The following is a 22,139-nucleotide window of genomic DNA, read 5'->3' as shown; positions in this document are numbered from 1 at the left end:
GGATGCTGCTAGTCGCGGGCGGCGTTCAGGTGCTCCGCGTGCTCCTGGAGGGAGCGCACTCCGACGTCACCGCGGTTGAGCGCGTCGATGCCCTGGACGGCGGCGGCGAGCGCCTGGACCGTGGTCAGGCACGGGACGCTGCGCGCCACGGCGGCCGTACGGATCTCGTAGCCGTCGAGGCGGCCGCCGGTGCCGTACGGGGTGTTGACGATCAGGTCGACCTGGCCGTCGTGGATGAGCTGGACGATGGTCTTCTCGCCGTCCGGGCCCTCGCCCTCGCTGAGCTTGCGCACGACGGTGGCGTTGATGCCGTTGCGGCGCAGCACCTCGGCGGTGCCGGAGGTGGCGAGCAGCTCGAAGCCGTGGGCGACGAGCTCGCGGGCCGGGAAGATCATCGAGCGCTTGTCGCGGTTGGCGACGGAGATGAACGCGCGGCCCTTGGTCGGGAGCGGGCCGTAGGCGCCGGCCTGCGACTTGGCGTACGCCGTACCGAAGACCGAGTCGATGCCCATGACCTCGCCGGTGGAGCGCATCTCCGGGCCGAGGACGGTGTCCACGCCGCGGCCGTGGATGTCGCGGAAGCGCGACCACGGCATGACGGCCTCCTTGACGGAGATCGGCGCGTCCAGCGGCAGGGTGCCCCCGTCGCCCGCCTTGGGCAGCATGCCCTCGGCGCGCAGCTCGGCGATGGTGGCGCCGAGCGAGATGCGGGCGGCGGCCTTCGCGAGCGGGACGGCGGTCGCCTTCGAGGTGAAGGGGACGGTCCGGGAGGCGCGCGGGTTGGCCTCCAGGACGTAGAGGATGTCGCCCGCCATCGCGAACTGGATGTTGATCAGGCCGCGGACGCCGACGCCCTTGGCGATGGCTTCGGTGGAGGCGCGCAGGCGCTTGATGTCGAAGCCGCCGAGGGTGATCGGGGGCAGGGCGCAGGCCGAGTCGCCGGAGTGGATGCCGGCCTCCTCGATGTGCTCCATGACGCCGCCGAGGTAGAGCTCGGAGCCGTCGTAGAGGGCGTCGACGTCGATCTCGATCGCGTCGTCGAGGAAGCGGTCGACCAGCACGGGGCGGGTCGGGGAGATCTCCGTGGACTCCGCGATGTACGACTCCAGGCGGGTCTCGTCGTAGACGATCTCCATGCCGCGGCCGCCGAGCACGTAGGACGGGCGGACGAGGACCGGGTAGCCGATCTCGTCGGCGATCGCCTTCGCACCCGCGAAGGTGGTGGCGGTGCCGTGCTTGGGGGCGGGCAGGCCGGCGTCGGCGAGGACCTGGCCGAAGGCGCCGCGGTCCTCGGCGGCGTGGATGGCCTCCGGGGAGGTGCCGACCACGGGGACGCCGTTGTCCTTGAGCGCCTGGGCGAGACCGAGGGGGGTCTGGCCGCCGAGCTGGACGACGACACCGGCGATCGGGCCGGCCAGCGACTCGGCGTGGACGATCTCCAGCACGTCTTCCAGCGTCAGGGGCTCGAAGTACAGGCGGTCGGAGGTGTCGTAGTCCGTCGAGACGGTCTCGGGGTTGCAGTTGACCATCACGGTCTCGTAGCCGGCGTCGCTGAGGGCGAAGGAGGCGTGGACGCAGGAGTAGTCGAACTCGATGCCCTGGCCGATGCGGTTCGGGCCGGAGCCCAGGATGATCACCGCGGGCTTGGTGCGCGGGGCGACCTCGGACTCCTCGTCGTAGGACGAGTAGAAGTACGGGGTCTTCGCGGCGAACTCGGCGGCGCAGGTGTCGACCGTCTTGTAGACCGGGCGGACACCGAGGGCGTGGCGGACCTCGCGGACGACGTCCTCGCGCAGGCCGCGGATCTCGGCGATCTGGGCGTCGGAGAAGCCGTGGCGCTTGGCCTCGGCGAGCAGCTCGGGGTGGAGCTTCTCGGCGGCGGCGAGCTCGTCCGCGATCTCCTTGATCAGGAAGAGCTGGTCGACGAACCAGGGGTCGATCTTCGTGGACTCGAAGACCTCCTCCTGGGTGGCGCCGGCGCGGATGGCCTGCATGACGGTGTTGATGCGGCCGTCGGTCGGGCGGACCGCGGTGGCCAGCAGCTCTTCCTTGTCGCCGGGCTCGCCGACGAAGGTGAACTGGGAGCCCTTCTTCTCCAGGGAGCGCAGGGCCTTCTGGAGGGCCTCGGTGAAGTTGCGGCCGATCGCCATGGCCTCGCCCACCGACTTCATGGTGGTGGTGAGGGTGGCGTCGGCGGCCGGGAACTTCTCGAAGGCGAAGCGCGGGGCCTTGACGACGACGTAGTCGAGGGTCGGCTCGAAGGAGGCCGGCGTCTTCTCGGTGATGTCGTTCGGGACCTCGTCCAGCGTGTAGCCGATGGCCAGCTTGGCGGCGATCTTGGCGATCGGGAAGCCGGTGGCCTTCGAGGCGAGCGCGGAGGAGCGGGAGACGCGCGGGTTCATCTCGATGACGATGACGCGGCCGTCGACCGGGTCGATCGCGAACTGGATGTTGCAGCCGCCGGTGTCGACGCCGACCTCGCGGATGATCGCGATGCCGATGTCGCGCAGGCGCTGGTACTCGCGGTCGGTGAGGGTCATCGCCGGGGCGACGGTGATCGAGTCACCGGTGTGCACGCCCATCGGGTCGAAGTTCTCGATGGAGCAGACGACGACCACGTTGTCCTTGGTGTCGCGCATCAGCTCCAGCTCGTACTCCTTCCAGCCGAGGATGGACTCCTCCAGGAGCACCTCGGTGGTCGGGGAGAGCGTGAGGCCCTGGCCGGCGATGCGGCGCAGCTCTTCCTCGTCGTGGGCGAAGCCGGAGCCGGCGCCGCCCATGGTGAAGGAGGGGCGCACGACGACGGGGTAGCCGCCGAGGGTGTCGACGCCCTTGATGACGTCGTCCATCGAGTGGCAGATGACCGAGCGGGCGGACTCGCCGTAGCCGATCTTGGCCTTGACGGCCTCGACGACGCCCTTGAAGAGGTCGCGGTCCTCGCCCTTGTTGATGGCCTCGACGTTGGCGCCGATGAGCTCGACGCCGTACTTCTCCAGCACACCCTGCTCGTGCATGGAGATGGCGGTGTTGAGCGCGGTCTGGCCGCCGAGGGTCGGGAGCAGCGCGTCGGGACGCTCCTTGGCGATGATCTTCTCGACGAACTCGGGGGTGATCGGCTCGACGTACGTGGCGTCGGCGATCTCCGGGTCGGTCATGATCGTCGCCGGGTTGGAGTTCACCAGGATGACCCGCAGGCCCTCGGCCTTGAGGATGCGGCAGGCCTGGGTGCCGGAGTAGTCGAACTCCGCGGCCTGGCCGATGACGATCGGGCCGGAGCCGATGACCAGGACGGACTGGATATCGGTGCGCTTAGGCACGCTCGGCCTCCATCAGGGCGGTGAAGCGGTCGAAGAGGTACGCGGCGTCGTGCGGGCCCGCGGCGGCCTCGGGGTGGTACTGGACGGAGAAGGCCGGCTGGTCGAGCAGCTGGAGGCCTTCCACGACGTTGTCGTTCAGGCAGACGTGCGAGACCTCGGCGCGGCCGTAGGGGGTCTCGGACACCTTGTCGAGGGGCGCGTCGACGGCGAAGCCGTGGTTGTGCGCGGTGATCTCGACCTTGCCGGTGGTGCGGTCCTGGACCGGCTGGTTGATGCCGCGGTGGCCGTACTTCAGCTTGTAGGTGCCGAAGCCGAGCGCGCGGCCCAGGATCTGGTTGCCGAAGCAGATGCCGAAGAGCGGGGTCTTGCGCTCCAGGACGCCCCGCATGACCGAGACGGCGTGGTCGGCGGTGGCCGGGTCGCCGGGGCCGTTGGAGAAGAACACGCCGTCCGGGGAGACCGCGTAGACGTCCTCGACCGTGGAGGTGGCCGGCAGCACGTGCACCTCGATGCCGCGTTCGGCCATCCGGTGCGGGGTCATTCCCTTGATGCCGAGGTCCACGGCGGCGACGGTGAACTTCTTCTCGCCGATCGCGGGGACGACGTACGCCTCCTTGGTGGCGACCTCGGCGGAGAGGTCGGCGCCCTTCATCTGGGGGGCCTCCTGGACCCGGGCCAGCAGGGCCGCGTCGTCGGCGACGGCCTCGCCCGAGAAGATGCCGACGCGCATGGCGCCGCGCTCGCGCAGGTGGCGGGTCAGGGCGCGGGTGTCGATGCCGCTGATGCCGACGACGCCCTGCTCGACGAGTTCCTCGTCCAGCGAGCGCTGCGAGCGCCAGTTGGAGGGGACGCGGGCGGGGTCGCGGACGACGTAGCCGGAGACCCAGATGCGGGTGGACTCGGGGTCCTCGTCGTTGACGCCGGTGTTGCCCACGTGGGGGGCGGTCATCACGACCACCTGGCGGTGGTACGACGGGTCGGTCAGGGTCTCCTGGTAGCCGGTCATGCCGGTGGAGAACACGGCCTCGCCGAAGGTCTCCCCCACGGCGCCGTAGGCGCGGCCGCGGAAGATCCGACCGTCCTCCAGGACGAGTACGGCGGGAGCTTTGGCTGCTCCCCTGGTGGAGGTCGTCATCGTTCGGCGCCTTCCGTCGTGGTGGTTGAGTTCATGAGGTTGATCGCTTCGACCCAGGCCGCGTGTTCGGCCGCCCGGTCGGAGCGGAATCCGGAGTCGATCAGCTTGTCGCCGTGCGCCCATGTGACGACGAGCAGACCGCCCTCGGTGAGTACCTTGCCCGCGATTCCCTTGTCGAGGCGGGCGCCGCGCAGCTGCGCGGCCGGTACGAAGAAGTCGGTTGCCCCCGGACGGACCACGTCGAGGCCCGCGTCGGTGAGGGTGAGCTCGACCCGGCTGCGGACTCCGAGTCCATGGGCGACGATCCGGTCGAGCCACTGCCCGGCGGTGGTGGACCCGTGGTACCGGCCGGTCAGGGCCAGCCGGTGCTCGGGGAGACCGCCGGGGGCGGCGGGGAGCTCGGGCAGATCGCTCTGCAGGGCTCCGCGCCATTTCCAGCCCTGCCGCATCAGCCAGTACACGAACGCGATGAAGACGAGCAGACCGATCACCCACGCGATGCGGGCGCCCCAGTCCGTCACCTCCGCCGACTGTCGTTCGGCGGCCTCGGCGGCCAGTTGGATTACTGCAGGTGTCACGCCAGTTTCCCGTCCACGACCGTTGCCCGGCCCCGCAGGAAGGTGTGAGTGACGCGACCCGGCAGCTCGCGGCCCTCGTAGGGCGTGTTGCGGCTGCGGGAGGCGAAGTGTGCGGGGTCCACGACACCACGGTACGAGGTCTCGACCAAGGTCAGGTTCGCGGGTTCACCTGCCGAGACGGGCCGGCCGTGCCCGGCGAGGCCGCCGATGCGCGCCGGAGCGTGCGACATCCGGTCCGCGACGCCCGCCCAGTCGAGCAGTCCGGTCTCCACCATCGTCTGCTGGACGACGGAGAGCGCGGTCTCCAGGCCCACCATGCCCATGGCGGCGGCGGCCCACTCGCAGTCCTTGTCCTCGTGGGGGTGCGGGGCGTGGTCGGTGGCGACGATGTCGATCGTGCCGTCGGCGAGCGCCTCGCGCAGGGCCATCACGTCGCGCTCGGTGCGCAGCGGCGGGTTGACCTTGTAGACCGGGTCGTACGAGCGCACGAGCTCGTCGGTGAGGAGCAGGTGGTGCGGGGTGACCTCGGCGGTGACGTCGATGCCGCGGGACTTGGCCCAGCGGACGATCTCGACGGATCCGGCGGTGGAGAGGTGGCAGATGTGCACGCGGGAGCCGACGTGCTCGGCGAGGAGCACGTCGCGGGCGATGATCGACTCCTCGGCGACGGCGGGCCAGCCGCCCAGGCCGAGCTCGGCCGAGACGACGCCCTCGTTCATCTGGGCGCCCTCGGTGAGGCGGGGCTCCTGGGCGTGCTGGGCGACGACGCCGCCGAAGGCCTTCACGTACTCCAGGGCGCGGCGCATGATCACGGCGTCGTCGACGCACTTGCCGTCGTCGGAGAAGACGGTGACGCGGGCGGCGGACTCGTGCATGGCGCCCAGCTCGGAGAGCTTCTTGCCCTCCAGGCCGACGGTGACGGCGCCGATGGGCTGCACGTCGCAGTAGCCGGACTCCTTGCCCAGGCGCCAGACCTGCTCGACCACGCCGGCGGTGTCGGCGACCGGGAAGGTGTTGGCCATGGCGAAGACGGCCGTGTAGCCGCCGGAGGCGGCGGCGCGGGTGCCGGTGAGGACGGTCTCGGAGTCCTCGCGGCCGGGCTCGCGCAGGTGGGTGTGGAGGTCCACGAGGCCGGGAAGGAGGACCTGGCCCTCGGCCTCGATCACCTGGGCGCCCTCGGCGGACAGGCCGGTGCCGACCTCGGCGATGGTCTCGCCGTCGATCAGGACGTCCTGCACGTCGCCGCCGAGGACCTTCGCGCCGCGGATAAGGATCTTGCTCATGGTTACTTGTTCTCCTCGGTGCGGGCGGGGGTGCTGGTGGTGACGGCGGGCTCGGAGCCTCCGAGCAGCAGGTAGAGGACGGCCATGCGGATCGAGACGCCGTTGGCGACCTGCTCGACGACCGTGCAGCGGTCGGAGTCGGCCACCTCGGCGGTGATCTCCATGCCGCGGACCATGGGGCCGGGGTGCATGACGATGGCGTGCTCGGGCATCCTGGCCATGCGGGCGGCGTCCAGGCCGTAGCGGCGGGAGTACTCGCGCTCGGTCGGGAAGAAGGCGGCGTTCATCCGCTCTCGCTGCACACGCAGCATCATGACCGCGTCGGACTTCGGCAGCACCTCGTCGAGGCTGTACGAGATCTCGCAGGGCCAGTTCTCCACGCCGACCGGCACCAGGGTGGGCGGGGCCACCAGGGTGACCTCGGCGCCGAGGGTGTGCAGCAGGTGGACGTTGGAGCGGGCGACCCGGCTGTGCAGGACGTCGCCGACGATGGTGATGCGGCGGCCGTCGAGGTCCTTGCCGAGTCCGGTGTCCCGGCCGACCAGGCGGCGGCGCATGGTGAAGGCGTCGAGGAGGGCCTGCGTGGGGTGCTCGTGGGTGCCGTCGCCGGCGTTGATCACCGGGGCGTCGATCCAGCCGGAGGTGGCGAGCCGGTAGGGGGCGCCGGAGGCGTGGTGGCGGATGACCACGGCGTCCACGCCCATGGCCTCCAGGGTCTGCGCGGTGTCCTTGAGGGACTCGCCCTTGGAGACGCTGGAGCCCTTGGCGGCGAAGTTGATGACGTCGGCGGAGAGGCGCTTCTCGGCGGCTTCGAAGGAGATCCGGGTACGGGTCGAGTCCTCGAAGAACAGGTTGCAGATGGTGAGGCCGCGCAGGGTGGGCAGCTTCTTGATCGGCCGGTCGGCGACCCGGGCCATCTCCTCGGCGGTGTCGAGGATCAGGACGGCGTCGTCGCGCGTGAGGTCGGCGGCCGAGATGAGGTGGCGCTTCATCTGGGAGCTCCGTATGTCGGGAGGGCAGGCAGGCGGGGCTGACGGGTGTGCGGGCAGGGCAGGGCCCGGTACGGGCCCCTCCGGGGGTCCCGTACGCGCGGGGGTTACTGCCCTGCGGCCTGGGCGGTCCGCTGGCCGAGCAGCACGGCGTCGCGACCGTCCTCCTCCTGGAGCTGGACCTTGACGGTCTCGCGCAGCGAGGTGGGCAGGTTCTTGCCCACGTAGTCGGCGCGGATCGGGAGTTCGCGGTGGCCGCGGTCGACGAGGACCGCGAGCTGGACGGCGCGGGGGCGGCCGATGTCGCCGAGCGCGTCGAGGGCGGCGCGGATGGTGCGGCCGGAGAAGAGGACGTCGTCGAGGAGGATCACCAGGCGGCCGTCGATGCCGTCGGCGGGGATCTCGGTGCGGCCGATCGCCCGCGCGGGCTTCAGGCGCAGGTCGTCGCGGTACATGGTGATGTCGAGGGAGCCGACCGGGATCTTCGTCCCGGTGATCTCCTCCAGCTTGGCGGCCAGCCGGCGGGCCAGGTACACACCGCGGGTGGGGATGCCGAGGAGCACCACGTCGTCGGCGCCCTTGGCGCGTTCGACGATCTCGTGGGCGATGCGGGTCAGGACCCGGGCGATGTCCTGCGCCTCCAGAACGGGGCGCATTTCGGCGTCGGCCGAGACCTGGGAAGTCTTGCTGTCCATGAAAAGGACCTCCTTCTCCGCCTCACGGGACGGACCTTAAAGGACGTCTGATGTACGCCGTCCACGGTACCAGGGGCGGGCGGGTGTCCTCGCACCGGGGCCCGGCGGCGCCCCTCGTAAGAGGGCGTGGAAGAGCATTCGGCTTGACGCATCCAAGTAACGCTGCGTAACCTCACAGTGAGTTACCAGCCGCGCGGCGGAGCCGCATGGTCTCCATGTAGTCACAGCGTCACAGCGTCCGGGAGCGTTATGTCCAGCGAATACGCCAAACAGCTCGGGGCCAAGCTCCGCGCCATCCGCACCCAGCAGGGCCTTTCCCTCCACGGTGTCGAGGAGAAGTCCCAGGGCCGTTGGAAGGCCGTGGTGGTCGGTTCCTACGAGCGCGGGGACCGCGCCGTGACCGTCCAGCGCCTCGCCGAGCTGGCGGACTTCTACGGGGTTCCGGTCCAGGAACTGCTGCCGGGCACGACCCCCGGCGGTGCGGCCGAGCCGCCGCCGAAGCTGCGCCTCGACCTGGAGCGCCTGGCGGGCGTCCCCGCCGAGAAGGCCGGCCCGCTCCAGCGTTACGCCGCGACGATCCAGAGCCAGCGCGGCGACTACAACGGCAAGGTGCTGTCGATCCGCCAGGACGACCTGCGCACCCTGGCCGTCATCTACGACCAGTCCCCCTCGGTCCTGACCGAGCAGCTCATCAGCTGGGGCGTCCTGGACGCCGACGCGCGTCGCGCCGTGGCCCACGAGGACATCTAGTCCCAGGAGAGCCGTCCCGGCTCAGCAGAAACGTTACCGGCGGGTGCCGGCGCCCCAGGGCGCCGGCACCCGCCGGTTTTTCGTCGCTCGGCCGGCAGCAGCCCCCTCGGGGACCGCACGCCGGCCGGAGAACGGCGGAGGGCCCGTGGCGCGCATGCGCCGCGGGCCCTCCGCTCAGCCGTCCGGCTCCGGGCTATTCGCCCCGGCGCAGACTCGGCTTCAGGTCCTTGAACCGGGCCAGCAGGCCGTTCACGAACGCGGGCGAGTCTTCCGTGGAGAACTCCTTGGCCAGTTGCACGGCCTCGTCGATCGCCACGATGTCCGGGGTCTCGTCGACCCAGATCAGCTCGTAGGCACCCAGCCGCAGGATGTTCCGGTCGGCGACCGGCATGCGGTCGAGCTCCCAGTCCACGGCGTAGGTGACGATCAGGTCGTCGATGCGCTTCACCTTGTCGGCGTAGCCCTCGACGAGGTCCATCGTGAAGGCGTTGACCGGCGGCTGCCGGTCGTCCGACCGCGAGTGGCGGATCCAGTCCGCGAGGACCTCGCGCACGGGCACGCCGCGCTGGTCGGCCTCGAAGAGGATCTGGAAGGCGCGCTTGCGCGCGTTGCTCCGGGCAGCCACGGTTAGCTGTTCACCCGGCCGAGGTAGGCGCTGGTGCGGGTGTCGACCTTGATCTTCTCGCCGGTGGTGACGAAGAGCGGGACCTGGATCTCGTGGCCGGTCTCCAGCTTGGCGGGCTTGGTGCCGCCGGTGGAGCGGTCGCCCTGGACGCCCGGGTCGGTGTGCTCGATGGTCAGCTCGACGGCGGCCGGGAGCTCGACGTAGAGCACCTCGCCCTCGTGCTGGGCCACGGAGGCGGTGAAGCCCTCGATGAGGAAGTTGGCGGCGTCGCCGACGGCCTTGCGGTCGACCATCAGCTGGTCGTAGGTGCTCATGTCCATGAAGACGAAGTAGTCGCCGTCCATGTACGAGAACTGCATGTCACGGCGGTCGATCGTGGCGGTGTCGACCTTCGTGCCGGCGTTGAAGGTCTTGTCGACGACCTTGCCGGAGAGCACGTGCTTGAGCTTGGTGCGCACGAAGGCCGGGCCCTTGCCGGGCTTGACGTGCTGGAACTCGACGACGGACCAGAGCTGGTCACCGTCGAGCTTGAGCACCATGCCGTTCTTGAGGTCGTTCGTGGAAGCCACGGTTGCGGAATCTCCTGCACTGGAAGACCAGGGATGCGCGCACGGTCCGGCGGTGCGGACTAGAGCGCGAGCAGCTCCTTGGTCGTAATGGTGAGTAGCTCGGGACCGCCGTCCGCCTCGGGGCGCACGACGAGCGTGTCATCGATCCGGACACCTCCCCGGCCCGGGAGGTGAACCCCCGGTTCGACGGTGACCGGCACGCAAGCGTCCAGTTTACCCATTGCCGTAGGTGCAAGCTGCGGGTCCTCGTCGATTTCGAGACCGACCCCGTGTCCCATCCATCCCGCGAGGGCCTCACCGTGCCCCGCGGAGTCCAGTACGGAACGCGCCGCGTGGTCCACCTCCCGGTACGCGGCACCGGGCACCAGGGCCTGCCGGCCCGCCCGCTGGGCGGCGAAGACCAGGTCGTACAGCTCGATCTGCCAGTCGGCCGGAGTGGTGCCGATCACGAACGTACGGCCGATCTCGCAGCGGTAGCCCCGGTAGTTGGCGCCGAGGCAGACGGAGAGGAAGTCCCCCTCCTCCACCCGCCGGTCGGAGGGCCGGTGCCGGGAGCGGCCCGAGTGCGGGCCGGTGCCGACGGAGGTCGGGAACGCCGGGCCGTCCGCGCCGTGGTCCACGAGCCGGCGCTCCAGTTCCAGGGCAAGGTGGCGTTCGGTCCGGCCCACCAGGATCGACTCCAGCAGTTCGCCGAGGGCCTGGTCGGCGATCTCGGCGGCGATCCGCAGGCAGGCGATCTCCTCCTCGTCCTTGACCAGCCGCTGCTGCTCCACGGCCGTGCCGAGGTCGGCCAGCCGCAGCCGGGGCGCGACCGAGCGCACGGCCCGGTGCCGGCCGACCGTGAGGTGGTGCTCCTCGACGGCGAGGGATTCGGCCCGGTGAGCGGAGGCGGCCAGGTCCGCGGCGGCGACGGCCGGGTCGGCGCCGGGGGTGGGCAGTACGGACACCCGCAGCCCCTCGTCGAGCCGGCCCTCGTCAGCCTCGCCGGTGGGCGCCCCGGGGCAGAACAGCACGTCCTCGGCGGGCCCGACCAGCAGGACGGCGCCCAGCGGGGACGCCCCGGCGAGGTAGCGGACGTTCGCCGGACGCGTGACCAGGGCGGCGGAGTTGCCCGCGGCGGCGCAGCGCTCGCGGAGCAGGCCCCTGCGGGCCGCGTACACGTCTGACATGTCTTCGAGCCTACGAGCGCCCCGCGCATCCGGCCCGGCGAGCGCGTCCGGACGGGGGCCGGGCGGGCCGGCGTCCCGCGGGGGCGCTACCAGCGGGGCGGGCTCGTCAGTGCGCGTGCGAGGGCCTCGTCCAGGGCCCGCGCGGTTCCCTCGACGTCGAGGTGGGTGTTGTCGATGATCGGCAGCCCGGAGCCGTACCAGCCCGCCATCCGGCCGTGGATGCGGGCGACCTCCTCGTCGGAGAGGCGGCGGTTGCCGGAGCGGGCCGCGTTGCGGTCGAGGACCACGTCCAGGCCGGGCAGCAGCACGACGGGCAGCAGGGCCGGCCCCACGTGGCGCTTCCAGCCGCCGAGGCCCACCACGGGCCGGTCCGGGAAGACCGCGTCGTCGAGGATGCAGGAGATCCCGTTGGCCAGGAAGTTGCGGGCGGCGAAGCCGCACGTGCGGCGGGCGAGGCGGTACTGGGCCTCGGAGTGCTCGTTCCAGCCGGCCTGCGGGTCGGCGAAGCCCGAGCAGACCCATTCGCGGACGTCGTCCAGGCTGATGTGCGCGGTCGGCACCGGGCGGCTGGCCGCCCAGTGCCGGGCCACGGTGGTCTTGCCCGCGCCGGCCGGGCCGATGAGCAGTACGGCGAGCACGGCCCCGCCGGTACCGGGCGGGGGCGGCACGGGCGCGGGGGCCGCGGCGGGAGGCAGCGGGATGTGCCCCGTCGCGTCGGGGACCGGCGCCACCGGCCAGCCCTGCGCAGGGGGTATCGGCGGCTGCGGGGGAACCGCCGGGTGCTGTCCCGGCGGACCCCAGCCCCCCACTCCGTGCTGCATCCGCGCCACTCCGTCTCGTTCAGGCGACTGATGCGAGAACGTTATCTCAGGCCGTGACCTCTTCCGCCAGCGCACGCAGCGCCAGGCGGTAGGAGCCCAGGCCGAAGCCCGCGACGGTGCCGGTCGCCACGGCCGCGATGACCGAGGTGTGCCGGAACTCCTCCCGGGCGTACGGGTTGGAGATGTGCACCTCGATCAGCGGCGCGGTGCGCTGCGCGGCCGCGTCCCGCATGGCGTACGAGTAGTGCGTGAAGGCGCCCGGGTTGATGACGACCGGGACCTTGCCGTCCGCCGCCTCGTGCAGCCAGCGCACCAGCTCGCCCTCGTCGTTGGTCTCGCGGACCTCCACGTCGAAGCCGAGCTCGGCGCCCAGGGCGGTGCAGCTCTCCACGAGGCCCGCGTACGAGGTGGCCCCGTACACGTCGGGCTCGCGGGACCCGAGCCGGCCCAGGTTCGGGCCGTTCAGGACCAGCACCCGGCGGCTCACGCGGAGACCTCGCCGTACGCCGCGACCAGGTGCGCCGGGTCGGGGCCCTCCAGCACGGTGGGCTTCGCCAGGCCGTCCAGGACGATGAAGCGCAGCAGGTTGCCGCGGGACTTCTTGTCGACCTGCATGGTCTGGAGCAGCTTGGTCCACTGGTCGCCGCGGTAGGTCAGCGGCAGGCCCACCGAGGCCAGGACGGCCTTGTGGCGGTCGGCGGTGGCGTCGTCGAGCCGCCCGGCCAGCCGGCCGAGCTCGGCCGCGAAGACCATGCCGACGGACACGGCCGCGCCGTGCCGCCACTTGTAGCGCTCGTTCTTCTCGATGGCGTGCGCGAGGGTGTGGCCGTAGTTGAGGATCTCCCGCAGCCCCGACTCCTTCAGGTCGCTGGAGACCACGTCGGCCTTGACCTGGATGGAGCGGACGATCAGCTCGGCCGTGTGCGGGCCGGCGGGCGTGCGGGCCGCCGCCGGGTCCTCCTCGATCAGGTCGAGGATCACCGGGTCGGAGATGAACCCGGCCTTGATGATCTCGGCGAGGCCGCTGACGTAGTCGTTGACCGGCAGCGACTCCAGCGCGGCGAGGTCGCAGAGCACCCCGGCCGGCGGGTGGAAGGCGCCGACGAGGTTCTTGCCCTCGGCGGTGTTGATGCCGGTCTTGCCGCCGACGGCCGCGTCCACCATGGCGAGGACGGTGGTCGGGACGGCGATCCAGCGCACTCCGCGCAGCCAGCTGGCCGCGACGAAGCCCGCCAGGTCGGTGGTGGCGCCGCCGCCCACGCCGACGATGACGTCGGTGCGGGTGAAGTTGGACTGGCCGAGCGCCTTCCAGCAGTACGCGGCCACCTCGACGGTCTTGGCCTCCTCGGCGTTCGGCACCTGGATGGCGATCGCCTCGTAGCCCTGGTCCGCCAGGTCCGCGCGCAGCGCCTCGCCGGTCTCGGCCAGCGCCTCGGGGTGGATCACGGCGACCCGCTGGGCCTTCGTACCGATCAGGGTGCCGAGTTCGCCGAGCAGCTGCCGGCCGACCAGCACGTCGTACGCGTCGTGTCCGGCGCTGGCGCCGACGTTGATCCGCGTCACCTGGTCTGTCATACGTCCTTCAACTCCAGAGCGTCGAGGACCGCCTGGGCGACCTCTTCGGGGGTGCGGTCGTCGGTGGCCACGACGACGCGCGCGACTTCGGTGTACAGGTGGCGCCTGGCGTCCATCAGCTCGCGCCACTGGCGGCGCGGGTTGACGGCGAGCAGCGGGCGGGCGGCGCCGAGCCCGACCCTGCGCACGGCCTCTTCGACGTCCATCGACAGGTAGGCGACGGGCAGGCCGGCCAGCAGGGCGCGGGTGCCCCCGTCCAGGACGGCACCGCCGCCGAGGGCGAGGACTCCGGTGTGCTCGGCGACGGCGGCCGCGACGGCCGCGCGCTCCAGCTCACGGAAGTACGGCTCGCCCTCGTCGACGAAGATGTCGGAGATCTCCCGGCCCTGGGCCGCGACGATGTCCGCGTCGGTGTCCCGGTAGGGGACCCCGAGCCGGCGGGCGAGCACGCCGCCCACCGTGGACTTGCCGCAACCCATGGGTCCGACGAGTACGACCAGGGGGCCGCCCGTCACCGGATCTGCAGGTTGTCGAGGTAGGACCGCACGTTGCGGCGGGTCTCGGCGACCGAGTCGCCGCCGAACTTCTCGACCACGGCGTCGGCCAGCACCAGCGCGACCATGGCCTCGGCGACGATGCCCGCGGCGGGCACGGCGCAGACGTCGGAGCGCTGGTGGTGGGCGACCGTGGCCTCGCCGGTGGCGACGTCGACGGTGGCCAGGGCGCGCGGCACGGTCGCGATGGGCTTCATCGCGGCGCGGACGCGCAGCAGCTCGCCGGTGGTCAGGCCGCCCTCGGTGCCGCCGGCGCGGCCGGAGGTCCGCTTGATGCCCTCGGGGGTGGAGACGATCTCGTCGTGCGCCTTGGAGCCGGGCACGCGGGCCAGCTCGAAGCCGTCGCCGACCTCGACGCCCTTGATGGCCTGGATGCCCATGAGCGCGGCGGCGAGGCGGGCGTCGAGGCGGCGGTCCCAGTGGACGTGGGAGCCGAGGCCGACGGGCACGCCGTACGCGAGGACCTCGACGACGCCGCCGAGGGTGTCGCCGTCCTTGTGGGCCTGGTCGATCTCCGCGACCATCGCCTTCGACGCGTCGGCGTCGAGGCAGCGCACCGGGTCGGCGTCGAGCTTCTCGACGTCGGCGGGGGTCGGGTAGACGCCGTAGGGGGCCTTGGCCGAGGCCAGCTCCACCACGTGCGAGACGATCTCGATGCCCGCGACCTCCTTGATGAAGGAGCGGGCGACGGCGCCGAGGGCGACGCGGGCGGCGGTCTCACGGGCGCTGGCGCGCTCCAGGATCGGCCGGGCCTCGTCGAAGCCGTACTTCTGCATGCCCGCGAGGTCGGCGTGGCCGGGGCGGGGACGGGTCAGCGGCGCGTTGCGGCCGGTTTCCTTGAGCAGCGAGGGGTCGACCGGGTCGGCCGACATGACCGTCTCCCACTTGGGCCACTCGGTGTTGCCGACCATGATCGCGACCGGGGAACCCTGGGACAGCCCGTGGCGGACGCCGCCGAGGAAGGTGATCTCGTCCTGCTCGAACTTCATGCGGGCACCGCGGCCATAGCCGAGCCGGCGCCTCGCCAGGTGGTCGGCCACCAGCTCGGTGGTGACCGGGACGCCGGCGGGAAGACCCTCCAGCGTCGCGACCAGTGCCGGTCCGTGCGACTCTCCTGCGGTCAGCCAACGCAACCTGCTCAACGATGCTCCTCATGCTCGCGCCTGGCACTGCGACGACCCGTCCGGCTGCGCGGACCGGACGGCCGTACCCGAATCCTCCCACGTCCGGGCCGTCCCGCGGATCTCGGTCCAGCTGACGGACGACCCGGGCGGCCCGGGCGTACGCGATGGTGCCGGGTACGGCTATCGGCTCCCTACGCGCGGGCGCGTCAGTGGCGGGCGCGCAGGGCGGCCTCGCCGGCGGCCCGCATGGCGGCCAGCGGGCCGGGGGTGCGGCCGGTCATCTGCTCGACCTGGAGCACGGCCTGGTGGACGAGCAGGTCGAGGCCGCCGAGGAGGGTGCCGCCGCGCCCGGACCAGGAGGCGGCAAGTGCGGTGGGCCAGGGGTCGTAGAGGACGTCGAAGAGGGTGCCGGGGGCGTCCGGTACGGCGTCGGCGAGCTCGTCCGTGGCGCCGGCCGGGGTGGTGGCGATGACCAGCGGCGCCTCCAGCGCGCGGGCCGCCTCCGACCAGTCGGCCGTACGGACGTCCACGCCGAGCCGCTCGCCCCACTGGCGCATCTCGTCGGCGCGGGCGGCCGAGCGGACGTACGCGGTGACCTCGCCGGTGCAGATCCGGGCGAGGGCGGCGAGCGCCGAGGAGGCGGTGGCCCCCGCGCCGAGGACCGCGGCGGCGGGCACCTTCTCGACGCCGCGCTCGTGTAGGGCGGCGACGAGCCCGGGGATGTCGGTGTTGTCGCCGACGCGGCGGCCGTCCTCGGTGAACACCACCGTGTTGACGGCCTCCACCGCGGCGGCGGTGTCGCTGATCCCGTCGAGCAGCGGGATGATCGCCCGCTTCAGCGGCATGGTCAGCGACAGGCCGGCCCATTCGGGGCCGAGGCCGGCGACGAACGCGGGCAGGGCGGCCTCGTCGATCTCGAACCGGCCGTAGGACCAGTCGTCGAGGCCGAGCTCCCGGTACGCGGCGCGGTGCAGCACCGGTGAGAGGGAGTGCTCGATGGGCGAACCCAGCACCGCGGCCCGTATCCGTGACATGTCTTGCCTACCCGCCGTTCTTCTTCTGCGCCTGGCGCTCCTGGAACTCCGCGACGAGCTTCAGGTGCTCGTCGTAGGTCTTGGTGAAGGTCGTCTTGTTGCCGTCGACCGACACGAAGAACATCCAGCCGCCGTGGTCGGGGTTGAGCGTAGCGCTCACGGCGTCCGTGCCCGGGTTCCCGATCGGACCGGGCGGCAGCCCCCTCACGAAGTGCGTGTTGTAGGGGTTGTCGAACTTCTGGGCTTCCTTGAGGTTGAAGTTGATCTCGCTCTGGTTCTTGACGTAGTTGTACGTCGAGTCGAACTCGATCTTCTGGTTCGTGACGTCGTTGGTCTTCTTGAGGCGGTTGTAGACCACCTCGGACATCTTGCGGAAGTCGTCGTGGTTCTTGCCCTCGGCGTTGACGAGGCTGGCGACGGTGATCACCTGGAGCGGGTTCTCCAGGTTCAGTTCCTTGGCCTTGGCCTCGACGCCCATCTCCGCGTACTTGTCCGCCGCGCTCTTGACCATCTGGCGCAGCAGCGACTCGGGCGTGCTGTCCTTCTTCAGGTCGTAGCGCGCCGGGAGCAGGAAGCCTTCCAGCGGGTCGATGATCTTGGTGTTGTTGCCGGCCCAGGCCGGCAGGCCGAGGTTCTTGGACTCGCGCTGGGCGATGTCCTTCGTGGTGCCCTCCGGCTTGCCGAGCTTCTTGTCGATCGCCTCGTAGATCTTGGTGTTGCGCCAGCCCTCGCCGATGGTGATGACGTTCAGCTTGGTGGGGTCGATCATCACGGCGACGGCGGCGGCCGCCGACATCTTCTTCTTCAGCGGGTAGACGCCGGGCTGGATCGACTGGCCCCCGGGCTTGGCCTTGGCCGCGTCGACGAACGCCTGCGCGCTGGCGACGACGCCGGCCTGCTTGAGGATGCGGCCCATGGCGCCGAGTCCGGCGTCCTTGGGGATCTCGACCTCGACGATCTCCTCGGTGCCCTCGCCGGCGAAGTCCTCGGCCGGGGCGAACCGGTCGTGGAGGTAGTTGTAGCCGTAGTAGCCGCCACCGCCGACGACGCCGATGATCACCACGGCGGCGATCAGGCACGCGGTGCCGCTGCGTTTCTTCTGTTTGCCGCCCTTGCCGCCCTTGCCGCCCTTGGCCCGGCCGCCGGCCCGGCGTCCGCGCGACTCGTCGCCGTCGCCGGAGCCTCCGCCGACGGGCAGGAGCGCCTCCTCGGGCTCCTCCTCCAGCGGCTCCTCGACCGGTTCCGGTTCCAGGTGGCGCAGGCCGGGCGGCTGCGGCGGCGGGTAGGCCTCGGCCGTGGTGTACAGGTCGGGCGCCTCGCCGGGGTAGGCCCCGACGGCCTGCTGCGCGTACGGGTCGGCGCCCGCGTACGGGTCGACCTGTACGGCGGCGGCCGCGTACTGGGCCTGGCCGGTGTCCCAGCCCTGGCCGTTGCTGCCGTCGTCGTACACGGGCTGCGGGGCCATGGGCTGAGGGGCCATCGGCTGGCCGGCCATCTGCTGGGCCGCCATCTGCTGGGCGGCCATCTGCTGCTGGGCCATCTGCTGGTACTGGAGCTGCTGCGCGTAGGCCTGCTCGTCGTACTGCTGCGGATACTGGCCCGCGAACTGCTGCTGGTACTGCGGCTCCTGCGGGTACTGCTGCTGCGGGTCCCCGCCGTAGGGCACCTGCGCCTGCTGCGTCTGGTGCGCGGTCCACCCCTGGTCCCCGTAGAGGGGGTCCTGGGGGTTCCACGGTTCGGAGCCGTGGCCCCGGCCATAGTCAGTCATCGGTCCCCTAGAGCCGCGAGACGAAGGCCTCGGCTTCTTTCGGCCGCGACACCCGGTTCCGCCTCTTTGGTGGTGAGCGACGGCTGTTCGAATGCCGTCTCATCGCGCGGAACGTTACCGTATCGCGATCAGACAACCACTTCGACGCACTCGCCGGGCGGATTACCTGATACCCGTTCGGTCTCAAGAGCGTTCTGGAGGATAACCACAGCGGCCGCCTGGTCGATGACCGACCTGCCCTTCTTCGCGTTGCGGCCGGAGGCCCGCAGGCCCTGGGCGGCGGTGACCGTGGTCATCCGCTCGTCCACCAGACGCACCGTCACCGGCTTGATCCCCTTGGCCAGTTCGTTCGCGAATGCGCGCACCTTGGCCGCGGCCGGCCCCTCCCGCCCGCTGAGCGAGCGGGGGAGGCCGACCACGACTTCGAGGGGCTCGTACTCCTCGACGAGCTGCCGCAGCCGCCGATGGGCGAAGGGGATGTCCCGTCCCGGAACGGTCTCCACCGGCGTGGCGAGCACCCCGTCGGGGTCGCAGGACGCGACCCCGATCCGGGCGTCTCCGACATCGATGGCCAGTCGGCGGCCGCGGCGCAGGCTCATCGTCAGGCCGTCTCTGCCACGAGGCGCTCGACGGCGGCGATGGCCTCGGGCACGGCGCCCGGGTTCTGGCCGCCGCCCTGGGCCACGTCCGGCTTGCCGCCACCGCCGCCGCCGAGGGTCTTGGCGGCGGTGCGGACCAGGTCGCCGGCCTTGAGGCCGCGCTCGCGGGCGGCCTCGTTGGTGGCGATGACGGTCAGCGGGCGGTCGTTCGCCACGGTGAACAGCGCGACGACGGCCGGGCGGTCGCCCTGGATGCGGCCGCGGACGTCGAGGACCAGCTTGCGCAGGTCGTCGGCGCCCGTGCCGTCCGGCACCTGGCCGACGACGAGGGCGACGCCGCGGATGTCCTGGGCGTTCGAGGCGAGACCGGCGGCGGCCTGGAGGACCTTCTCCGCGCGGAACTTCTCGATCTCCTTCTCGGCGTCCTTCAGCTTGCCGAGCATGGTGGCGATCTTCTCCGGCAGCTCCTCCGGGCGGCCCTTGACGAGCTCCTGGAGCTGGGCGACGACCGTGTGCTCCTTGGCGAGGAAGTTGTACGCGTCCACGCCGACCAGGGCCTCGACGCGGCGCACGCCGGAGCCGATGGAGGACTCGCCGAGCAGCTTCACCAGACCCAGCTGGGAGGTGTTGCCGACGTGCGTGCCGCCGCACAGCTCCTTGGAGAAGTCGCCGATGGTGACGACGCGGACCCGCTCGCCGTACTTCTCGCCGAACTCGGCGATGGCGCCCTGCTTCTTCGCCTCGTCGATGCTCATGACCTCGGCGGTGACGTCGAGCTCGCGGGAGAGCACGTCGTTGATCTTCTGCTCGACGTCGGTGAGGACCGAGCCGGGGACGGCGTTCGGCGAGCCGAAGTCGAAGCGGAAGCGGCCGGGGCTGTTCTCGGAGCCGGCCTGGGCGGCCGTCGGGCCGAGGGCGTCGCGCAGCGCCTGGTGGGTCAGGTGGGTGGCCGAGTGGGCGCGGGCGATGGCCCGGCGGCGCTTGACGTCGATGGCGGCGTACGCGGAGGCGCCCACCGTCACCTCGCCGACCTGCACGGATCCCTTGTGCACGGAGACGCCTGGAACCGGCTGCTGGACGTCGCGGACCTCGATGACGGCACCGGTGTCGAGCTTGATGCGGCCCTGGTCGGCGAGCTGGCCGCCGCCCTCGGCGTAGAAGGGGGTGCGGTCGAGGACGACCTCGACCTCGTCGCCCTCGGAGGCGGCGGGCGCGGAGACGCCGTTGACCAGGAGGCCGACGATGGTGGACTCGCCCTGGGTGGTCGCGTAGCCGGTGAACTCGGTGGCGCCGGAGCCGTCGGCGATCTCCCGGTAGGCCGACATGTCGGCGTGGCCGGTCTTCTTGGCCTTGGCGTCGGCCTTGGCGCGGTCGCGCTGCTCCTGCATCAGGCGGCGGAAGCCGGGCTCGTCCACGGTCAGGCCCTGCTCGGCGGCCATCTCGAGGGTGAGGTCGATCGGGAAGCCCCAGGTGTCGTGGAGCAGGAACGCCTTGTCGCCGGCGAGGACCGTGCCGCCGGAGGCCTTGGTCTCGGTCACGGCGGTGTCGAGGATGTTGGTGCCGCCCTTGATGGCCTTCAGGAAGGCGGCCTCTTCGGCGAGGGCGACGGTCTCGATGCGCTTGCGGTCGGTGATCAGCTCGGGGTACTGCTGCCCCATCGTGTCGATCACGACGTCGATGAGGTCCTGCACGACCGGACCGGTGGCGCCCATGAGGCGCATGTTGCGGACGGCGCGGCGCATGATGCGGCGCAGCACGTAGCCGCGGCCCTCGTTGCCGGGGGTGACGCCGTCGCCGATGAGCATGACGGAGGTGCGCATGTGGTCGGCGACCACGCGCATCGAGACGTCAGTGCCCTTCGCGGCGCCGTACTGCACGCCGGTCAGCTCGGTGGCCTTGTCCATGACCACGCGCAGGGTGTCGGTCTCGTACATGTTCTGCACGCCCTGCAGGATCATCGCGAGGCGTTCGAGGCCGAGACCGGTGTCGATGTTCTTCGACGGCAGGTCGCCGAGGATCGGGAAGTCTTCCTTCCCGTCACCGGCGCCGCGCTCGTACTGCATGAAGACCAGGTTCCAGATCTCCACGTAGCGCTCGTCGTTGACGGCGGGGCCGCCCTCGACGCCGAACTCGGGGCCGCGGTCGTAGTTGATCTCGGAGCAGGGGCCGCAGGGGCCGGGGACGCCCATGGACCAGAAGTTGTCCTTCTTGCCCAGGCGCTGGATCCGCTCGGCGGGAACGCCGATCACGTCGCGCCAGATCGTCTCGGCCTCGTCGTCGTCGAGGTAGACCGTGATCCAGAGCTTCTCGGGCTCCAGGCCGTAGCCGCCGTCCGCCACGGAGCTGGTGAGCAGCTCCCAGGCGTACTTGATGGCGCCTTCCTTGAAGTAGTCCCCGAAGGAGAAGTTGCCGCACATCTGGAAGAACGTGCCGTGGCGGGTGGTCTTGCCGACCTCTTCGATGTCCGGCGTACGGACGCACTTCTGCACGCTGGTGGCGCGGGGGGCCGGGGGCTTGGTCTCACCGAGGAAGTACGGCTTGAACGGGACCATGCCCGCGTTGACCAGCAGCAGAGTCGGGTCGTCCGCGATGAGCGACGCCGAAGGGACAACGGTGTGACCGCGCTCCTCGAAGAAGCTCAGCCAGCGGCGGCGGATTTCAGCCGACTCCATCAGTGGTCCTCATTCCGGTTGTACGAAAAATTCGAACGGTGGGTGTTCTGGTCGTTCTGGTGGTGCTCGATGGCCCGCAGCCGCCGCGGCCCGGGGAGGGCGGTGACGTTGTCGGGCCTTTCGGGGTCCTGGTGCAACCCCAGTGCGTCGTTCAGCTCGCCCTCGCGCTGCGTCATTCCCGCCTTGACGTCGAGGGCGAATTCCTTGAGGCGGTGCCCGGCCTCCACGGCCTTGTCGGCGGCCTGGGCGGCGAGGCTCTCCGGGGTCAGCTTCTTGAGCTGGCGGTTGACCTTGGTGGTGGCCCACACGCCGGCGGCGGCGCCTGCGGTGAACCAGAAGGCTCGGCGGAACATCGGCGGTCTCAGCCCTTCTGCTTCCGGCGCCGGGCCGGCGGCACCGTACGGCCGACGATCACGGTTCGCCGGGTGGTCTTCTGCGGGGCGTCCTCGGTGCGGCCCAGCGCCTTGCGCACGCCGTAGCCGAAGGCCGCGACCTTGACCAGGGGTCCGCCGAAGGTGGTGGCCACGGTGGAGGACAGCGCGGAGGCGTTGGAGGCGACCTCCTGGACGTCGCTCGCGATGGCGTCGACCCGGTCGAGCTGGGTGCGCGCGGAGCGGACGGTCGTCGAGGCGTCCGCCAGCAGCGGGACGGCCTGCTCGGTGACGTCGGCCACGAGCTTGGTGGTCGCGCGGAGCACCTGCGCGAGCCGCGCCAGCACCACGGCGAGGAAGGACACCAGGATGGCCCAGAAGACGGCCACGAGGATGCCGGCCACCTCTCCACCGGACACGTTGCACCGCTCCCTGATCTGCTTGCCCACGGTTTCTCCGCGGGTCTGCCGCGGAGAAAAGTCTTCCTCCGACCCTATCGCGCCGGAGATCC

General features: G+C 71.3%; 21 protein-coding genes. 1 reads left to right on the top strand and 20 read right to left on the bottom strand.

Annotation, left to right across the window (positions count from 1 at the left end; translation table 11 throughout):
* Positions 1–8: 8 nt before the first annotated feature.
* From carB to pyrR, 6 genes are all read right to left on the bottom strand, one after another.
* Complete coding sequence (gene carB, locus OG553_RS28015) at positions 9–3,317, bottom strand: carbamoyl-phosphate synthase large subunit (protein WP_405981620.1); 3,309 nt, start codon at positions 3,315–3,317, stop codon at positions 9–11.
* A complete protein-coding gene (carA, locus tag OG553_RS28010) occupies positions 3,310–4,452 on the bottom strand; it encodes a glutamine-hydrolyzing carbamoyl-phosphate synthase small subunit (RefSeq protein WP_405981619.1) in 1,143 nt (380 codons plus the stop codon). Before carA ends, carB begins: the two co-directional genes overlap by 8 nt.
* Positions 4,449–5,030, bottom strand: a complete 582-nt coding sequence (locus tag OG553_RS28005) for a hypothetical protein (RefSeq protein ID WP_405981618.1) — start codon at positions 5,028–5,030, stop codon at positions 4,449–4,451. The genes carA and OG553_RS28005 overlap by 4 nt, the downstream gene beginning before the upstream one ends.
* Positions 5,027–6,313: a dihydroorotase gene (locus OG553_RS28000; protein ID WP_405981617.1), complete on the bottom strand. Its 1,287-nt coding sequence runs from the start codon at positions 6,311–6,313 to the stop codon at positions 5,027–5,029. Before OG553_RS28000 ends, OG553_RS28005 begins: the two co-directional genes overlap by 4 nt.
* A 2-nt stretch (positions 6,314–6,315) precedes the next feature.
* Positions 6,316–7,305, bottom strand: a complete 990-nt coding sequence (locus tag OG553_RS27995) for an aspartate carbamoyltransferase catalytic subunit (RefSeq protein ID WP_405981616.1) — start codon at positions 7,303–7,305, stop codon at positions 6,316–6,318.
* A 104-nt stretch (positions 7,306–7,409) separates the two neighbouring features.
* Positions 7,410–7,997 carry a bifunctional pyr operon transcriptional regulator/uracil phosphoribosyltransferase PyrR gene (gene pyrR / locus OG553_RS27990; RefSeq protein ID WP_405981615.1) on the bottom strand — a complete coding sequence of 196 codons (588 nt, stop codon included), beginning with the start codon at positions 7,995–7,997 and terminating at the stop codon, positions 7,410–7,412.
* A 249-nt stretch (positions 7,998–8,246) separates the two neighbouring features.
* Here pyrR and bldD point away from each other — a divergent pair, with 249 nt between their 5' ends.
* Complete coding sequence (gene bldD, locus OG553_RS27985) at positions 8,247–8,747, top strand: transcriptional regulator BldD (RefSeq protein ID WP_007263032.1); 501 nt, start codon at positions 8,247–8,249, stop codon at positions 8,745–8,747.
* Between the two features lie 193 nt (positions 8,748–8,940).
* Here the strand turns inward: bldD and nusB are convergent, their stop codons facing one another.
* The 14 genes from nusB to OG553_RS27915 all read right to left on the bottom strand — a co-directional run bounded on the left by nusB (position 8,941) and on the right by OG553_RS27915 (position 22,047).
* Complete coding sequence (gene nusB / locus OG553_RS27980; RefSeq protein WP_405981614.1) at positions 8,941–9,372, bottom strand: transcription antitermination factor NusB; 432 nt, start codon at positions 9,370–9,372, stop codon at positions 8,941–8,943.
* 2 nt (positions 9,373–9,374) lie between these two features.
* Positions 9,375–9,941, bottom strand: a complete 567-nt coding sequence (gene efp / locus OG553_RS27975) for an elongation factor P (protein ID WP_007263034.1) — start codon at positions 9,939–9,941, stop codon at positions 9,375–9,377.
* A gap of 59 nt (positions 9,942–10,000) precedes the next feature.
* Positions 10,001–11,110, bottom strand: coding sequence for an aminopeptidase P family protein (locus OG553_RS27970; RefSeq protein ID WP_405981613.1), 1,110 nt, complete (start codon positions 11,108–11,110; stop codon positions 10,001–10,003).
* 86 nt (positions 11,111–11,196) lie between these two features.
* A complete protein-coding gene (locus OG553_RS27965) occupies positions 11,197–11,931 on the bottom strand; it encodes an AAA family ATPase (RefSeq protein WP_405981612.1) in 735 nt (244 codons plus the stop codon).
* A gap of 46 nt (positions 11,932–11,977) precedes the next feature.
* Complete coding sequence (aroQ, locus tag OG553_RS27960) at positions 11,978–12,418, bottom strand: type II 3-dehydroquinate dehydratase (RefSeq protein WP_405981611.1); 441 nt, start codon at positions 12,416–12,418, stop codon at positions 11,978–11,980.
* Positions 12,415–13,506: a 3-dehydroquinate synthase gene (gene aroB, locus OG553_RS27955; RefSeq protein WP_401248782.1), complete on the bottom strand. Its 1,092-nt coding sequence runs from the start codon at positions 13,504–13,506 to the stop codon at positions 12,415–12,417. Before aroB ends, aroQ begins: the two co-directional genes overlap by 4 nt.
* Positions 13,503–14,021 carry a shikimate kinase gene (locus OG553_RS27950; protein WP_405981610.1) on the bottom strand — a complete coding sequence of 173 codons (519 nt, stop codon included), beginning with the start codon at positions 14,019–14,021 and terminating at the stop codon, positions 13,503–13,505. Before OG553_RS27950 ends, aroB begins: the two co-directional genes overlap by 4 nt.
* Positions 14,018–15,202, bottom strand: a complete 1,185-nt coding sequence (gene aroC / locus OG553_RS27945; protein ID WP_405981609.1) for a chorismate synthase — start codon at positions 15,200–15,202, stop codon at positions 14,018–14,020. Before aroC ends, OG553_RS27950 begins: the two co-directional genes overlap by 4 nt.
* Positions 15,203–15,390: 188 nt before the next feature.
* Positions 15,391–16,218: a shikimate dehydrogenase gene (locus OG553_RS27940; RefSeq protein ID WP_405981608.1), complete on the bottom strand. Its 828-nt coding sequence runs from the start codon at positions 16,216–16,218 to the stop codon at positions 15,391–15,393.
* A 7-nt stretch (positions 16,219–16,225) separates the two neighbouring features.
* Positions 16,226–17,986, bottom strand: a complete 1,761-nt coding sequence (gene mltG / locus OG553_RS27935; protein ID WP_405981607.1) for an endolytic transglycosylase MltG — start codon at positions 17,984–17,986, stop codon at positions 16,226–16,228.
* 128 nt (positions 17,987–18,114) lie between these two features.
* Positions 18,115–18,585 carry a Holliday junction resolvase RuvX gene (ruvX, locus tag OG553_RS27930; RefSeq protein WP_359121373.1) on the bottom strand — a complete coding sequence of 157 codons (471 nt, stop codon included), beginning with the start codon at positions 18,583–18,585 and terminating at the stop codon, positions 18,115–18,117.
* A gap of 2 nt (positions 18,586–18,587) precedes the next feature.
* Positions 18,588–21,257, bottom strand: a complete 2,670-nt coding sequence (gene alaS, locus OG553_RS27925; protein ID WP_405981606.1) for an alanine--tRNA ligase — start codon at positions 21,255–21,257, stop codon at positions 18,588–18,590.
* Positions 21,257–21,610: a DUF6167 family protein gene (locus OG553_RS27920; RefSeq protein ID WP_405981605.1), complete on the bottom strand. Its 354-nt coding sequence runs from the start codon at positions 21,608–21,610 to the stop codon at positions 21,257–21,259. Before OG553_RS27920 ends, alaS begins: the two co-directional genes overlap by 1 nt.
* Positions 21,611–21,618: 8 nt before the next feature.
* A complete protein-coding gene (locus OG553_RS27915) occupies positions 21,619–22,047 on the bottom strand; it encodes a DUF948 domain-containing protein (protein WP_405983158.1) in 429 nt (142 codons plus the stop codon).
* Between the last annotated feature and the right edge of the window lie 92 nt (positions 22,048–22,139).

The sequence above is a fragment of the Streptomyces sp. NBC_00158 genome (assembly GCF_045160885.1).
In the GTDB taxonomy this organism is placed as follows: domain Bacteria; phylum Actinomycetota; class Actinomycetes; order Streptomycetales; family Streptomycetaceae; genus Streptomyces.
This window is presented reverse-complemented; position numbering and strand designations above follow the sequence as displayed.